The sequence below is a fragment of the Microbacterium ureisolvens genome, assembly GCF_015278315.1.
GTDB lineage: Bacteria > Actinomycetota > Actinomycetes > Actinomycetales > Microbacteriaceae > Microbacterium > Microbacterium ureisolvens.
The window spans coordinates 231,147-247,056 of the sequence record NZ_JADIJE010000001.1 but is presented as its reverse complement, the minus strand read 5'-3'; the positions used below and the strand labels follow the sequence as shown (position 1 = coordinate 247,056).

The following is a 15,910-nucleotide window of genomic DNA, read 5'->3' as shown; positions in this document are numbered from 1 at the left end:
CACGGATCTCGTGAGGAGGTCCATCATGAACACGGCACGACTGCCATGACCGCGGCGACCGCTGCGCTGGACGTGTCGATCTCCAGCGTGTGCCTGTCGGGCACGCTGGAGGACAAGCTCCGTGCCGCCGCCGCGGCGGGGTTCTCGGGCATCGAGATGCTCGAGTACGACCTCATCGTCTCGTCGTGGTCTCCCGAGCGTGTCGCGAGGGAGGCCGCGGACCTCGGCCTGTCGATCGAGGTGTATCAGCCGTTCCACGTCGAGACCCTCCCGCCGGACCTCTTCGGCGCCGCACTCCACCGTGCCGAGCGCAAGTTCGACCTGCTGTCGCGGCTCGGCGCCCGCGTGCTGGTGTGCTGCCCGTCGCGCAGCGACAGCGGGGTCGACGACGAGGACCTGACGCTCGCGCAGCTGCAGGCGCTGGCGGAGCGGGCGGGCGAGAACGGACTGCGCCTCGCGTACGAGGCTGTGCCGTGGGGGCGCGTGCGCTCGACCGAGGATGCGTGGCGGTTCGTCAGGCAGGTCGATCACCCGGCGCTCGGGCTGTGTCTGGACAGCTTCCACGTGCTGTCGGCCGGCGATGACTCGGGCACCCTGGAGCGGACTGTCGCCGAGAAGATCTTCCACGTGCAGTTGGCCGACGCGCCGCGTCTGGACATGGACGTCCGGGAGTGGAGTCTTCACTACCGGATGTTCCCTGGCCAGGGCGTCCTGGACGTCGCCGGGTTCCTCGACAGGGTGCTCGCGACCGGGTACGCGGGACCCGTCGCGCTCGAGGTCTTCAACGACGTCTATCAACAGGAGGATCCCCGGCACGCCGCCATCGATGCGATGCGGTCGATGCGTGCGCTCACCGAGGCGGTGGCATCCCGCCATCGCGGCGACGCGCCCGCCGCGCCGTCGGCCGGTGCGCTGGCCGAGGCTCCTCGGCTGGACGGCTTCGCCTTCGTCGAGCTCGCGGTCGACGACGTGTCGGCCCCTCTGATGTCGCGCGCGCTGACCGGGCTCGGGTTCACACACGCGGGCCGGCACCGGTCGAAGCCGGTGGAGCTCTGGCAGCAGGGCGAGGCACGGGTGCTGCTCAACTCCGCGCCGGACCGTTCCATCACACCGGCGACCTCGGCGATCTGCGCCCTCGCGGTGCGGACCGCGGACGCCGCGGCGTCGATGCGCCGGGCCGAGAGCCTGATCGCGCCCCAGCTCCCTCGCCGGCGCGCAGCCGACGAGAGCGACCTCGCCGCGGTGGCGACGCCCGACGGAACGGCCCTGTTCTTCTGCGACGACGGTGCACCGACCAGGTGGCTCGACGACTTCGCGCCGACCGGTTCCGCGGCCGACGCGTCAGCGCTCCTGACCACCATCGACCACGTGGCGGTCACCGAGTCCATCGACGACTTCGACCAATCCGCGCTGTTCCTCCACTCGGTGCTCGGACTCGTCCCGCAGGAGCTGACCGAGATCACGGCGCCCTTCGGCCTGATCCGCACGTGGTCAGCCCGCGACCCGGACGGGCGGGTGCGTGTCGCCCTCAGCACCAACCCCCTGCGCCGCGGCGACTGGTCGCCGGGCGTGACGAGCCCGCAGCTGATCGCCTTCGCCACCGACGACGCGATCGCCAGTGCCCGGGCTCTGCGCGACCGCGGGGCGCGCATCCTCGAGATGCCCGCCAACTACTACGACGATCTCGAGGCTCGGCTCGCTCTCCCGGCCGGGTTCGCAGCCGCGCTGCGCGAGAACTCGATCCTCTACGACCGCGGCGACCGGGGCGAGTTCCTGCACTTCTTCACCGAGATGGTCGGCTCGCGGGTCTTCTTCGAGGTCGTGCAGCGCATCGACGGCTACGACGGCTTCGGCGACCCGCGCAGCGTGCCGCTGCGGATGGCCGCGCACCGCCGCCAGCGGATGCGGACACTGGCGACCGCGGCGACCGAGTCGACCAGCGAGCCCCGGCACGACTATTCGCTCGCCCACCTCACCGCCCTGAGTCTCTCGCCGCCCGAACTCGTCGACGCCGCCGCCGCAGCCGGCTACCGGTACGTGGGGCTGCGCATGACCAAGGTCACCGCCCAGGAGCCCCACTACCCGCTGTCGTACGACCCTGCCCTGATGCGGGCGACGAAGACGCACCTCGCCGCGACCGGGGTCGAGGTGCTCGACATCGAGCTCGCCCGCATGACCTCCGGCGACAGCCCCCGCGACTACCTGCGGTTCCTGGAGGCAGGCGCCGAGCTCGGAGCGCGCCACGTCATCACGCAGCTGCCCGACGCGGACTTCGCCCGCAAGACCGATCGATTCGCCGAGCTGTGCCGGCTCGCCCAGCCGCTCGGATTGACGATCGACCTCGAGTTCCCCTCGTGGACCGAGACGGGAGACCTGGCCGAGGCGACGCGCGTCCTCCGCGCGGCGGACCAGCCGAACGCCGGACTGCTCATCGACCTGCTCCATTTCGCCCGCTCCGGATCGAGCATCGAGGAGCTCAGGGAACTCCCGCAGGAGTGGTTCCACTACGCGCACGTGTGCGACGCGCCCGCCGAGATCCCGAGCACGACGGCGGAGCTGATCCACACCGCGCGCTTCGAGCGGCTCTTTCCCGGTGAGGGCGGCATCGACATGCTGAGCATCCTGGGGGCGCTGCCCGGCGGCATCCCGTATGCCCTCGAGATCCCGCGAGCGATGCTCGTGGCGCAGGTGGGCGCGAAGGAGCACGCACGCCTCGCGATCGGCGCGGCGCGCCGGCACCTGGATGCCGCTCAGGTCCTCGCCTGACGCGGAGGCGGTCAGAGCCAGCGGCGTCGCTTGAACAGCCCGTAGATGATGAGGTCGAGGGTCACGATGGCAAGGCCGATGGCGACCCATCCGTACTGCCACTGCACGAGCGGGATGTTCTCGAAGTTCATGCCGTACAGTCCCGCGATGAGCGTCGGCACGGCGAGGAGAGCAGCGAATGCGGAGATCGTCCGCATGTCCTGGTTCTGTCGCGCGGCCACGTTGTTCTCGTAGCTGGAGAGGATCGCGTCGAGGCCCTTGCTCTGGTTGTTGATCAGCGCCGCGGTTCCGGCGGCGTCGTCCAGAAGATCGTGCAGATAGGGGACGATCTGCTCGCTGCCGACCTTCAGCGTCTCGAGGTGCCTCGTGCTCTCGTGCAGCGCGGCGGCGATGCTGGAGACGGCGCGATCCACGCGCCCGATCTTCTTGCGGATGCGGTAGATGCGTCGGTGGTCTTCGCGCCCGGACTCGCTGAAGACCTGCTCCTCCAGCTCCTCCAGGGCCGTCTCGATGTCGGCGGCCGCCTTGGCGTAGCCGTCCACGATCTGGGCCATGATCGTGTACGCGGCCGGCATGGTGTCGGAGTGGGCGTCGCTGGGTGCGTCAGCCAGCAGCTTCGGAAGGTCCGGCAGTTCGCCGCCGTTCCCGCGCTGCACCGTGAGGAGCCAGCCCTCGCCGATGTACAGATAGGTCTCCCCGAGCAGCAGCGCGTCGTCGTCCGTGCGCAGCACGTTCCACAGCATGACGAACAGGTGCTCGTCGAACTTCTGCACCTTCGGCTGCTGGCGGCGCGAGACGACGTCGGCCACGGCGGTGGGATGGATGCCGAGCACGTCGCGCGCCTGGCGCACCGTCTCCTCGTCGGGCTCGACGAGGTGCAGCCACACGAAGCGATCCCTCCGGCGGACGCGACGGAGCTTCGACGGGACGTCCTCCAGCTCGAGGTCGTGGACCGGCTCGATCGCGTCGCCGACGCGGAAGATCCGGAGGGCCTCGGCGGGCTCGGGCCGTGCGGGCTGTTCGGTGTCGGGCTCGTCGCCGTCGTCGCTCTGCCGGCCTGCCTCGTCGCGGTGCCCGCCTGCATCGGGGGTCTCGTCGGTCTGCTCGTCGGCTGCGCCCTCAGCATCCTCGGTGTCGGGGACCTCCGGTGCGCTGTCGAGAACCTCCGGCGCCGCCTCGGGGACTTCCGGCGCGGTATCGGGCTCGACCGCGCGCGACTCCTGGTCCTGCTCGGTGGGGTGCGGCATCGGCGGATCCTCACAGCTCGGGTGCCGGGCGAATGTAGGCTCCTGCCGGCCTCCCGCGAAGGGGCTTGTCACCGAGCGCGCTGTGTGCATGACTGCTCGAGCCGGCGGCCATGAGCCCGCCGGCGGCATGCCGGGGCTGCGTCGCGCGGTTCCTGACACCGCCGAGTCCGGCATCCGCTGGCGACGCGGCGTCCAACGTGCCCGGCCTGCGTCACCTCGCGTACCGGGTCGACGATGTCGAGACGCTGGTGGAGCGGGTCCGCGCCGCCGGCTACGACCTCGAAGCCGAGCTCGTCAACTACGAGGACCAGTGGCTGGTCTGCTACGTGCGCGGACCCGAGGGTCTCATCGTCGAGCTCGGCCAGCGCCTCGACGACTGACCGGCGCCGCACTCTCGGCCGTCGGGCCGCCGCGCAGCTCGGCCTCGAGGCGCTCGGCCTCCTCGCCGCCGATCGCCTCGCCGCGGGCGACGAGCCCGGCGACGTCCGACAGCGGGATCTGCTTGAGGAAGAGGGCGAGCACGAACGCGACGGCGATGAAGGGCACGAGGTACCAGAACACCGGGGCCAGCGCGTCGGCGTAGGCGTCGACCACGCCCGTCCGCACCGGATCGGGCAGTGAGTTCAGCACCGACGGGTCGATGCTCGACGTCGCCTGACCCGCCTGGTCGGCCGTGGCACCGGCATCCGTGAACACCTTCGTCAGATTCTCGGTGAGGCGTGTGGTGAACAGCGTGCCGAACACCGCGATGCCGAGCGCGGCGCCGACCTCGCGGAAGTAGTTGTTCGTCGACGTGGCGGTGCCGAGGTCGGCGGCGGGGACGGCGTTCTGCACGACCAGCACGACCACCTGCATGATGCAGCCGAGGCCGACACCGAAGAGGAACAGGTACGTGCAGATCAGCCAGATGGGGGTGGAAGCGGTGAGCGTCGTCATGAGCACCATCGCGATGCCCACGATCAGCGTGCCGACGATCGGGAACAGCCGGTACTTGCCGGTGCGCGTGATGATGAGGCCCGAGGCGATCGAGGTGCCCATGACGCCGACCATCATCGGGAGCATGAGCAGACCGGATGCCGCGGCCGACGTGCCCGACGACATCTGGAGGAACGTCGGCACGAAGCCGAGCGCGGCGAACATGCCGATGCCGATCGCCATGCCGATGGCCGTCGCGTTGAGGAAGATCGGGTTGCGGAACATCGCCAGCGGCATGATCGGGTCGGCCACCCGCGACTCGGTGAAGATGAAGAGGCCCGCTGCGGCGACGAGTCCGGCGCCCCACGCCCAGGTCGCGGGCGAGTCCCAGCCGAAGTCCGCCGAGCCGCCGAAGTCGGTGAAGAAGATGAGGCAGGTCGTCGCGGCCGAGAGGAACAGCACGCCCAGCCAGTCGATGGGCTTCTCGGCCTTCTTGTCGGGCAGCTTCAGCGCGAAGACGGCGACGAAGAAGGCGGCGATGCCGACCGGGATGTTGATGTAGAACGCCCACTGCCAGGTGAGGTGGTCGACGAAGAAGCCGCCCAGGAGCGGGCCGGCGATCGCGGCCAGGCCGAACACGGCGCCGAGCGGGCCGAGGTACTTGCCGCGCTGGTCGGCCGGCACGATGTCGGCGATGATCGCCTGCGACAGGATCATGAGGCCGCCGCCGCCGAGGCCCTGCACCGCGCGGAAGATCACGAACATCCAGAAGTCGGTGGCGAATGCGCAGCCGATGGAGGCCAGCGTGAAGATCGCGATGGCGACCATGAACAGCCGCCGCCGGCCGAGGACGTCGCCGAACTTGCCGTAGATCGGCATGACGATGGTGGTCGCGAGGATGTACGCGGTCGTGATCCACACCTGGTGCGAGACGCCGCCCAGCTCGCCCACGATCGTGGGCATCGCCGTCGAGACGATCGTCTGGTCGAGGCTCGACAGCAGCATGCCGGCGATCAGGGCGGAGAAGATGATCCAGATGCGGCGCTGGGTGAGCAGGAACGGCGCGTCGCCGTCCGGCCGGATCGTGGGGAGGGTGGACGTGGTCATTCGGGGGTTCCCATCAGTGCGGTCTGCGTGACGAAGAGGTCGCGCGCCGCGCCGATGCGTCGCTCGAAGATCTCGATGAAGGTGTCGGCGTTGCCGGGCTTGAGGAACTCGCCGGCGGCGGAGCGCACGAGGGCTCCGACCAGCTGTGAGGCGACCTGGGCGCGCAGATCGCCGGACAGCAGGTTCTCGCGCTGCTCGATGAGCCGCGCGTCGAACTGCTCGCCCTCGAAGCCGAGCTCGAGCATGCGGGCCAAGAGGCGCGGCTCCTTCTCGACGGCGCGGAAGAGGTCCTGCACCGTGTCGGGCGCGATGTCGAGGGCGCGCCAGCGAGCCTCGGCGAGCATGGCCAGGTCGGTGAGCAGGTCGGGGGAGAGCCCCGGCCCGCCGGAACCGCCGGCGAGGAAGCGGGCGATGGCCGCGGCATCCGATCGCTCGAGCGGGACCCCCAGCACCGCGTCGTCCTTCGACGCGAAGTAGTTGAAGAACGTGCGGCGCGAGATGTCGGCCTCGGCGCACAGTTCTTCGACCGTGAAGCCGGCGAGCCCCTGCTCTGCGGTGAAATGCCGGGCGGCGCGGATCAGCGCGCGGGTCGTCTCGGCGCGTCTGCGCTCGCGAAGCCCGTCTGCACTATCAGTCATATCATGCAGTTTTGCACTTGATAGGTGATCGTGCAAACTTTCGCCGGCGCCGTCAAACGGACTCGCAGCGGCCGATCTCAGGCAGGATTGCTGGAAGCCCGGTCTCCGCAGCCGGGTACGGAGGGGTCGACGGTGACGCTGCGCAGTTCGCACTGGTATTCGGGTGATGACCGGAACGCCTACATCCATCGGGCGTGGATGCGGCGCGGAGTGCCGGACTCGGCCTTCACCGGTCGTCCGCAGATCGCGATCGCGAACACCGCGTCGGATCTGACGCCGTGCAACGCGCACCTCGACGAGGTCGCCCAGTCGGTGAAGAACGGCATCTACGAGGCCGGCGGCATCCCGCTGGAGCTGCCGGTGGTGTCGCTCGGCGAGACGAACGTCCGCCCGACGGCGATGCTGTGGCGCAACATGGCGGCGATGGCCACAGAGGAGATGCTGCGCGCCAACCCGATCGACGGAGTGGTGCTCCTCGGGGGCTGCGACAAGACGATCCCGTCGCTGCTCATGGCCGCGGCATCCGTCGATCTTCCCGCGGTGGTGGTGCCGGGCGGACCGATGCTCACCGGGCACTTCCGCGGCGCGGCGCTGGGGTGCGGGACGGACGTGTGGCGCCTGTCGGAGGAGGTGCGGGCCGGAACGCTGAGCGAGGCGATGTTCCTCAAGAGCGAATCGTCGATGATCCGCTCCAAGGGGCACTGCAACACGATGGGCACCGCCTCGACCATGGCGCTCGTCGCCGAGGCGCTCGGGGTGGTGGTGCCCGGTGTCGCGGGCACTCCCGCCGCCGATGCGCGGCTGCTCGAGGCCGCGCACCTCACCGGCGCGCTGTCGGTCGCGCTGGTCGCCGAGGATCGTCGCCCGTCGACGTTCCTGACAAAGGGAAGCTTCCACAACGCGATCGTGGCGCTCGCCGCGATCGGCGGGTCGACGAACGCGGTGGTGCACCTGCTGGCGATCGCCGGGCGGCTCGGCATCGACCTGACCATCGACGACTTCGACCGGATCGGCGCCGACGTGCCGCTGCTGGTGAACCTGCAGCCGGCGGGCCGGTATCTGATGGACGACCTGTTCCGCGCGGGCGGGTTCCTCGCCGTGATGCGCGAGGTCCGGGACCTGCTCGACCCCGCCGCGCTCACGATCACCGGGCGGCCGTTCGTGGAGTATCTCGACGACGCGCGAATCTGGGACCCCGACGTGATCACCCCGCGGGAGTCGCCGCTGCTCCCAGCGGCAGGCATCTCGGTGCTGCGCGGTTCGCTCGCCCCCGGCGGTGCGCTCATCAAGCCCGCCGCGGCGTCGCCGCACCTGCTGAAGCACCGGGGGCGGGCGGTGGTGTTCGACTCGATCGAGGACTTCCACGCGCGCGTCGACGATCCGGATCTGGACATCGACGAGACCAGCGTGATGGTGCTGCGCGGCTGCGGCCCGAAGGGATATCCGGGCATGCCGGAGGTGTCGAACATGCCGCTGCCGACCAAGCTGCTCGAGCGCGGCATCCGCGACATCGTCCGGATCTGCGACGGCCGCATGTCGGGCACCGCGTACGGCACGGTCGTGCTGCACGTCACCCCCGAGGCCGCCGCCGGCGGACCGCTGGCGCTCGTCGAGACCGGCGACTGGATCAGTCTCGATGTGCGTGCCGGCCGCCTCGACCTCGACGTGCCCGCCGACGAGCTGGCGGGACGGATGCCGAACCCGGCCACCGTCAAGGGGTATGCCGACCCCCGCCGGGGGTGGGAGCGTCTGTACGTCGACCACGTGCTGCAGGCCGACAAGGGCGCCGACCTCGACTTCCTGGTCGGCTCATCCGGTTCGGAGGTCTTCCGTGAGTCCCATTGACCCGCAGGCGGGCTACGCCGGCGTCCCGTCGCTCGGGACGGCGCAGGTCGCCACCGACACTCCGCACCATCTCGGTGAAGGACCCGTGTGGGACCGCGTGCGAGGACGGCTCCTCTGGGTCGACATCATGGCCGGCACGGTGCACGGCGGCAGTCTGCAGGAGGACGGCCGCATCGACCACCGCGAGAGCGTGCAGTTCCCCGACACCGCGGGCGCGGTCGCCGTGGACGCCGACGGCGCGATGGTCGTGGCGGGACGACGCCGGCTGCACTATCGCGGCGTCGACGGGCGGATCGAGTCCGGCCCCGAGCTCTTCGACGGCGAGGACCGCCGGTTCAACGACGGCAAGCCCGATCCCGCGGGCAGGTTCCTCGCCGGCACGACGGGGCCGGGCGGCGAGCTGCTCCTGCGGATCGAGCGCGGCGAGCCGGCGACGGTCATCGACGACGATCTGACCCTGTCGAACGGGCTGGCGTGGACCGCCGACGGGCGGCGGTTCTACAGCGTCGACACCTCGACGCGGCGCATCTTCGTGAGGGACTACGACCCGGTCTCAGGCGAGGTCGGGGAGCGATCCGTGTTCGCCGAGTTGGAGCACGGGCATCCCGACGGCATGACGATCGATGCCGAGGAGCATCTGTGGGTGGCCGTCTTCGGCGGAGGCTGCGTGCTGCGGATCGCACCGGATGGCCGGATCGTCGCGCGGGTCGAGGTTCCCGCACCGCACACGACCTGCCCGGTGTTCGCGGGTCCAGACCTCGACACGCTCGTCATCACCACCGCGACCGAGAACCTCACGGCCGACCAGCTCGAGGAGTTCCCGCTGTCGGGCCGGCTGTTCACCTGCCGGCCGGGGGTTCGCGGCATCCCTTCCGCGCTCTGGGACGGTCGATGAAGGCGCTGGTCCTCACGGGGCCGGGTCGCGCGGAGGTCCAAGACGTGCCCGAGCCGGACGCCGAGCCCGGGCAGGTGGTCGTCGATGTGCACCGCGCCGGGATCTGCGGCACCGACGTCGAGTTCTTCACCGGCGAGATGGCGTATCTCCACACCGACGACGCGGCGTACCCGATGCGGATCGGGCACGAGTGGATGGGCACGGTCTCGGCCGTCGGCGCCGGCGTCGACCCCTCGTGGATCGGGCAGAGGGTCACAGGCGACACGATGCTGGGCTGCGGCGCGTGCCGCCGGTGCACGCGAGGGCGGCAGCACGTGTGCGCGCAGCGCCTCGAGCTCGGGATCCGAGGCGGCAAGGCGGGAGCGCTCGCCGAGAAGGTCGCGACGACCCTGAGGTCGCTGCACCGGCTGCCTTCCGCCGTGGATGACGCCGCGGGCGCCATGGTCGAGCCCGGCGGCAACGCCTTCCGGGCGGTCCAGGGTGCGGGGCTGGGTTCCGGCGACCGGTGTCTCGTGATCGGCCCCGGCACGATCGGTCTGCTGTCGGCGATGTTCGCGCGGGCCGCGGGCGCGGAGGTGCACCTGCTCGCGGCCGACGAGCGTTCGGCCGCGTTCGCGAGATCGCTCGGGTTCGACGACGTCTGGACGGTGGAGCGGATGCCGCAGCTGCCGTGGGACGCCGTGATCGAGGCATCCAACGCTCCGCATCTTCCCGCGACGGCTGTAGAGCTCGTGGAACCGGGCGGACGCGTCGTGTTCATCGGGCTGGCCGGCACGCCGAGCCTCATCGACACGCGGGACCTCGCGCTCAAGGACGTCACGGCCGTCGGGGTGCTGAGCGCCTCGCCCGGGCTCGCGGGCACGATCGACGCCTACGCCGCCGGGGTCGTGGACCCGCGGCCTCTCATCGCCGCGACCGTCGCGCTCGACGAGCTGCCGTCGATCCTGGCGGGCTCGCGGCCGGAGGGCGCCGGGCCGGGGCCGAAGTTCCAGGTCGCGCTCTGACCGCCTTATCGGGATCGGGCTGTTGCGCTCGCGCGGGTTGCGGCGCCCTGGTCTGCAGCCGGCGGCTGTCTGTCAGCGGCCGCTGCCCCAGAGCCGGTTGGTCTCCGCGTGGGCTTGGAGCAGATCGTCACGGGCGGCCTCTAGTGCGCGCTGCGCGTCGATGAAGGCGTCTCGCGCCTCGAGAAGCCGGGTCGGGATCCCGTCGTCCAGGCCCCCGATGCTGAAGGTATGCGTCCACGACATGTCGTACTCCTCTCGAGCAGGCGTGTTGTCGGCGCCGCGGTCAGTCGACGCGGGAGGGCCGTCCGAGGCGGTGCCAGGTGCGGTTGTGGTACACCAGGGCGTTGTCCGAGATGTCGGCATCGACGTCCCGGGCCACGTGCGACTGCAGCGCGTGCGCCGCGATGACGGTCGAACCACCGGCATCCATCCGGCTCACCACCGCGCAGCGCACCCACGCGCGCACGCCGCGGAACACCGGCTCGCCGGTCGCGAGCGGTGTCCATGACTCGGTGTCGGCGAAGCGGTCGGCGCCGCTCGTCGCGCCCAGCCGCGCCAGATCGACATCGTCGGCGTCGAGCAGATGGACGACGATGGACCCGGCGGCCGTGATCGTCGGCGTGGAGGACGAGAGCGCCGACACGGAGAACACGAGGAGCGGCGGGTCGGCGCTGACGGACGACACCGACGACGCGGTGAGGGCCACGGGTCCTTCAGGGCCCGTCGCGGTGATGACGGCGACGCCGCTCGGGTGCCCGCGGAAGAGCGACCGGAAGTCGTCGGAGGTCACTGAGCCGCCGATCGTGCGGCCGGAGGGATGCGCGGCGGCAGCGACGGGATGCGCGGCGGCAGCGGAGGGGCGCGCGGCGGCAACGGCGGGAAGGGTCGTGGGGCGAGCGGTCATGGCTCGACGGTAGACAGCCGGTTCCGGACTGGCCTCTGGTGACTGACACAGCCGGACACGGAGGGTAATGCGGCGGCGCGGGGCGTCATGTCGGTGTGGACGGGCTCGGGCGCGCGACGCGGTGTTCGAGCCGAACGCGGTGCCGGGGCGGCCCGCGTTCGTCCCCCGCCGCGCGCATGTGCTCACCATGGATGCCGAGCGTGCGCGGGGCCGGTGATGACGATGGCGCGTAGGTGCGCGTTGCGCGGTGCCACGGGTAGTACATGCCGAAGCGGAGTCAGGGCGACCTCCGGCTCAGAAAGGTGGGGCAGCGCTCAAGCCGCCCGCATCACCACTCGCCGATGGGCGTGAGGTGAAGGTGGGCACCTTGCGCTCGGGGCGGACGACGTAGGTGCGCCCGGTCGGCGAGGTCCAGACCACGGCACCCCCGGAACCTTCGATTTGGCGCACGCGCCAGTCGGTGTTGTCTTTGACGAGATGGTGGCCCTTGCAGAAGGGCAGTGTGTTGTCGAGACAGGTGTCGCCGTCGTCGGCCCACCGAACCTGATGATCGATCTCGCATCGGGAGGCAGGCATCGAGCAACCCGGTCCCATGCATCGGTCCGCCCGCCATCTCACCAGCCGCTGCAGGGCGGCGGGAGGTCGGTAGCTGTCGCGTCCGACCGAGAGCACCATTCCCGTCTCGGGGTGGGTCAGCACACGCATCCATCGTGCGTCGCCGCCGCAGAGCGCGCGTGCCTTCGACAGCGGGATCGGCCCGACGCCTTCGACGACCGGCGGGTCGCCGGCGGCGGTGAACTCGCCATCGAGGAGCGACAGTGCCGGGACCGTGACCACCACCTGCGCCCGGATACCTGATGCTTCCGCCGGCAGGTGGTCTGTCGCACCGTCGATCAGCAGGTCAGCTGCGGCATCCATGCGGAGCTGATCGAGAGTCCGGGTCCCGCCTTCGGCCCGTGCCATCGTCTTGGCCATCCGGGTCAGGCGGCCGTGGATGGCATGGATCTCGACAGCGGGGCCGAACAGCCACAATGCGGCCATACCGTCCTGGCCGGCCTCCACGACGACCCGGCGCTGAGCCACTGCCCGGGTGTGACGCTCTTCGAGAGTCAGGGCCTGGACCGTCTCGATCAATCCGCGCAGTGCGCGTCGGAATGTGCCGACGGGTTCCGACTCGGCGAGCGTGACCGCGCGGGGGAGCAGCCCGTCTCGCAATTCCTGCGGCGCCTCATCGAGCAGATCCACCAGCACCTCTGCGTGCTTCTCGGTGATCCTGCCCGCGCTCAGCGCGGCGAGCGCCGACGGGTAGTGGCGAACCAGCGCCTCGGCCTGCACGATCAGGCGGCCGGCGGAATACTCGGTGATACGCATCGCCGCGGCCAGTTCGAGTCGGATCGACCGCTCGACGATGTCGCGAGTGGCGTCTGCCCGCCCGATCGTCTCGCGCAGCGCCTCACGCCGCATCAGATCGATGCGCATCAGCCGTTCGGCCGCGAACACCGACATCATCGCCGCCGTCTCGACGACGAGATCGACCGCATCGGGCACCGGCGGGAACGACTCTTCGTCGAAGTCATCCGCCCGCGCGGGTTCCTCCATCGTAGGAGTGGTCGGCTCGGACATGCTTCGAGTTTAGAACATAGTTTCGAACAACGCAAGAGCCGCCGGGATGCTACCGGGCAGCTTTTTGGCGCAGCGACAGCTCGGCCCGCACTCGGCCGGCCCGGCCGTTCGACTCGCCCCGCCCCGCCCCAGGCGTCACCGCCGTCGCGGGGTCGTCCCGGTGTCATCCGTCGTTGGGGCACTCACCTTGCGCCCGGCTTCGCCAGTCGTGCCGCCGTCGTCTGGTGGCCCGGTGTCACCCGCCGTTGGGGCACCACCTTGGCTCCGGCATCGCCAGCCGTCCGCCGCCCGAGTGTCACCCATTGCCGGGGCAACACCTTGCCTCCGACAGCCAGCAGTGCAGCCGCCACCTCCTGCGCCCGGCATCGCCAACCTCAACGCCGTCACCCGGCGAGCCGCCCGCGCGACGTCAGGCGAGCGGCGTGGACACCTGCGGCCGGTGGGCAGCCGCCCAGGACGCGAGGAGCGCGAGGCGCTCCGCCGAAGGCGACCCGGGTTCCGCCGTATAGATGAGCAGGACGTGGCCGGGCTCCGCCGTGAGGGCGAGCTCCTCGTAGGCGAGGATCAACTCGCCGACGACGGGGTGATGGAACCGCTTGGTGCCCGAACCGTGGATCCGCACGTCGTGCGCCGCCCACAGCCGGCGGAAGGTCTCGCTCTGCGTCGACAGCTCACCGACGAGCTCCTGCATCGCCGGATCGTGCGGATCGCGCCCCGCCTCGGCGCGCATGACGGCGACGCACATATCAGCGAACCGGTCCCAATCGGGGTAGAACTCGCGCGCGGCCGGATCGAGGAACTGGAAGCGCGCGAGGTTCGGCGTGCGCCCGCCGTCCCCGATCACCGGCGAATAGAACGCGCGTCCCAGCTCGTTCAGCGCCAGCAGATTCTGGCGCTGGTCGCGGACGAACGCGATGCCGTCGGTGATGGATGCCAGTGCCCATTGCAGACTCGGCCGAGCCGCCGTCGGCTTGCCGCTGCGGCGCCGCGGGCGTCCGCTCGCGGGGATGCCGTCGGCCGCCCGCGCGAGGTCGAACAGGTGCGCGCGCTCGGCATCGTCGAGCTGCAGCGCCCGGGCGACGGCGTCGAGCACCGAGCCCGAGGCGCCGCCGATCGATCCGCGCTCGAGCTTGGCGTAGTACTCGACGCTGACGCCCGCGAGGATCGCCACCTCGCCACGCCGCAGACCCGCGACGCGACGGTTGGGTCCGCCCGTCATCCCGGCCGCCTCCGGCGTGACCCGCGCGCGCCGAGTCATGAGGAACTCGCGCACCTCTGCTCGGTTGTCCATACGAGAAAGGCTAGATCGGGCAGGCGCGGCAAGGGGTGCCCTCTCAGTACACGTCTCATCAGGAACTCCCCGCATGCAGCCACCGCCGTGATGCTCGAAACCATGACGGACCTCCCCACCGGCACCCGGCCCACCGGCACCCGGCCCTCCGGCACCCGGCCCTCCGGCACCCGGCCCGCCGGCACCCGACCCGCCGGCATCCAGGCCTCCGGCGCCCGCCGCTCCGGCACCCGGCCCGCCCTCACCCGTGTGCTGCCGACCCTGCTGCTCCTGCTCACGGTGTTCGGGCCGATCTCGATGGACCTCTACCTTCCCGCCCTCCCCGCGCTCACGGCCGAGCTGGGTGCCGCCACCTCCGTCGCGCAGCTCACGGTGACCGCGTGCCTGATCGGCCTGGCCGCAGGTCAGCTGGTCGCCGGACCGCTGTCGGACCGGTTCGGCCGACGCGGCATCCTGATGATCGGCATCACGGCCTACATCGCGACCTCCGCGCTGTGCGCCGCGGCCCCGACGGTCGAACTGCTCATCGTCGCGCGCTTCGTGCAGGGGCTCGCGGGCGGTGTCGGCATCGTCATCGCGCAGGCCGCGGGCCGCGACGTCTACTCCGGCGGCGCATTGATCCGCTTCTACGGACGGCTCACCGTGGTGGGCGGCCTCGCCGCGATCGTCGGCCCGCTGCTCGGCGGCCTCCTCTCGGCCGTCACCGACTGGCGCGGACTCTTCCTCTTCCTGGCGGCCGTGGGCGCCGGCATCCTGCTCATCGCCCTCATCGCCTTCCCCGAGACCCTGCCGCCGGCGCGCCGGACGAACGGCGGCTGGACGCAGACCCTTCGCGACTACCGGACGCTGGCGACGGATGCCCCGTTCCTCGGCGCCGTCCTCAACCAGGGCTTCCTCTACGCGGCGCTGTTCGCCTATCTCGCCGGCGCGACCTTCGTGCTGCAGGACATCTACGGCCTGTCGCCGCTGGGCTACGCGCTCGCGTTCGGGCTGAACTCGGCCGGCTACATGGTGTTCGGCTACCTCGCCGGCCGCACGGCGGAGCGCTGGAGCGTGCGCGGCACGCTCACCGCAGGGATCGCGGTCTCGGCCGTCGGAGCGGCGGGCCTGCTGGTCAGCGGCTTTGCGGCGATGCCGCTCTGGGTGGTCGTCGTGTCGCTGTTCGCGCTCGCGGTGGGGGTGGCGATCTCGTCGCCGCCGGCCACGACGCTGGCGCTCGTCGACTACCCGCAGATGGCCGGTACCGCCTCGTCGCTCCTCGGCATGATGCGGTTCGGCTTCGGCGGCGTCGCCGCGCCGCTCGTCGGCGTGGCCGGCGCCGCGAGCATCCTGCCTCTCGGCATCGTCACCGTGGTCGGGGTCGCTCTGTCGGCGGTGGCCTTCGCGACGTTCGGACGCCGCCCGGCCTCCGGGACGTCCCCGGACGCGCACGAAGAGCGGCCCGAGGTCGCGGCATCCGTCATCTGAGCCGGAGTCGGACCCGGAACGTCGGACCGAAAGCGGACCTCGCCGACTGGAGCACGAGCCCCGCGGACCACCCAGGACTCCGGATCCCGCCCGCGACGACGCGATCCCACGAACCCAATTCCACCCCCGAACCACACCCACGACCCGAACCACGACCCGAACCCCACCCACGACCCGAAGCACGCCCACGACCCGAACCACGACCCGA

At 71.0% G+C, this 15,910-nt stretch carries 13 protein-coding genes; 6 read left to right on the top strand and 7 right to left on the bottom strand.

Features of this window, described 5'->3' with window-relative positions:
- Positions 1–45 precede the first annotated feature (45 nt).
- Positions 46–2,766, top strand: coding sequence for a TIM barrel protein (locus IM767_RS01000; RefSeq protein ID WP_109209554.1), 2,721 nt, complete (start codon positions 46–48; stop codon positions 2,764–2,766).
- An 11-nt stretch (positions 2,767–2,777) separates the two neighbouring features.
- On the opposite strand, the gene IM767_RS00995 is transcribed toward IM767_RS01000, so the two are convergent.
- Positions 2,778–4,013, bottom strand: a complete 1,236-nt coding sequence (locus IM767_RS00995) for a CorA family divalent cation transporter (protein WP_162564225.1) — start codon at positions 4,011–4,013, stop codon at positions 2,778–2,780.
- Between the two features lie 110 nt (positions 4,014–4,123).
- Here IM767_RS00995 and IM767_RS00990 point away from each other — a divergent pair, with 110 nt between their 5' ends.
- Entirely contained in the window at positions 4,124–4,393 is a 270-nt protein-coding gene (locus IM767_RS00990; RefSeq protein WP_109209780.1) for a VOC family protein, read from the top strand.
- On the opposite strand, the gene IM767_RS00985 is transcribed toward IM767_RS00990, so the two are convergent.
- Positions 4,359–6,035, bottom strand: a complete 1,677-nt coding sequence (locus IM767_RS00985) for an MDR family MFS transporter (RefSeq protein ID WP_109209552.1) — start codon at positions 6,033–6,035, stop codon at positions 4,359–4,361. The two genes, IM767_RS00990 and IM767_RS00985, sit on opposite strands and share 35 nt — an antisense overlap.
- Positions 6,032–6,673, bottom strand: coding sequence for a TetR/AcrR family transcriptional regulator (locus IM767_RS00980; RefSeq protein ID WP_109209551.1), 642 nt, complete (start codon positions 6,671–6,673; stop codon positions 6,032–6,034). The genes IM767_RS00985 and IM767_RS00980 overlap by 4 nt, the downstream gene beginning before the upstream one ends.
- A gap of 132 nt (positions 6,674–6,805) precedes the next feature.
- Here IM767_RS00980 and IM767_RS00975 point away from each other — a divergent pair, with 132 nt between their 5' ends.
- Genes IM767_RS00975 through IM767_RS00965 form a run of 3 tightly spaced genes read left to right on the top strand, consistent with a single transcriptional unit; the run spans position 6,806 to position 10,417 of the window.
- A complete protein-coding gene (locus IM767_RS00975; RefSeq protein ID WP_109209550.1) occupies positions 6,806–8,518 on the top strand; it encodes an IlvD/Edd family dehydratase in 1,713 nt (570 codons plus the stop codon).
- Positions 8,505–9,413: an SMP-30/gluconolactonase/LRE family protein gene (locus IM767_RS00970; RefSeq protein WP_239453222.1), complete on the top strand. Its 909-nt coding sequence runs from the start codon at positions 8,505–8,507 to the stop codon at positions 9,411–9,413. The genes IM767_RS00975 and IM767_RS00970 overlap by 14 nt, the downstream gene beginning before the upstream one ends.
- Before the next feature lie 44 nt (positions 9,414–9,457).
- On the top strand, positions 9,458–10,417 hold the full coding sequence (locus IM767_RS00965) for a zinc-dependent alcohol dehydrogenase (RefSeq protein ID WP_239453221.1): 960 nt from the start codon (positions 9,458–9,460) through the stop codon (positions 10,415–10,417).
- A 72-nt stretch (positions 10,418–10,489) separates the two neighbouring features.
- On the opposite strand, the gene IM767_RS00960 is transcribed toward IM767_RS00965, so the two are convergent.
- The 4 genes from IM767_RS00960 to IM767_RS00945 all read right to left on the bottom strand — a co-directional run bounded on the left by IM767_RS00960 (position 10,490) and on the right by IM767_RS00945 (position 14,235).
- A complete protein-coding gene (locus IM767_RS00960; RefSeq protein ID WP_162564224.1) occupies positions 10,490–10,660 on the bottom strand; it encodes a hypothetical protein in 171 nt (56 codons plus the stop codon).
- Between the two features lie 40 nt (positions 10,661–10,700).
- A complete protein-coding gene (locus tag IM767_RS00955) occupies positions 10,701–11,321 on the bottom strand; it encodes a flavin reductase family protein (RefSeq protein ID WP_109209548.1) in 621 nt (206 codons plus the stop codon).
- 294 nt (positions 11,322–11,615) lie between these two features.
- Positions 11,616–12,944 (bottom strand): HNH endonuclease signature motif containing protein, encoded by a 1,329-nt coding sequence (locus tag IM767_RS00950; RefSeq protein ID WP_109209547.1) that lies wholly within the window; start codon positions 12,942–12,944, stop codon positions 11,616–11,618.
- A 409-nt stretch (positions 12,945–13,353) separates the two neighbouring features.
- Complete coding sequence (locus IM767_RS00945) at positions 13,354–14,235, bottom strand: helix-turn-helix transcriptional regulator (protein WP_109209546.1); 882 nt, start codon at positions 14,233–14,235, stop codon at positions 13,354–13,356.
- 102 nt (positions 14,236–14,337) lie between these two features.
- Here IM767_RS00945 and IM767_RS00940 point away from each other — a divergent pair, with 102 nt between their 5' ends.
- Positions 14,338–15,702: a multidrug effflux MFS transporter gene (locus IM767_RS00940; protein ID WP_109209778.1), complete on the top strand. Its 1,365-nt coding sequence runs from the start codon at positions 14,338–14,340 to the stop codon at positions 15,700–15,702.
- Positions 15,703–15,910: the final 208 nt, after the last annotated feature.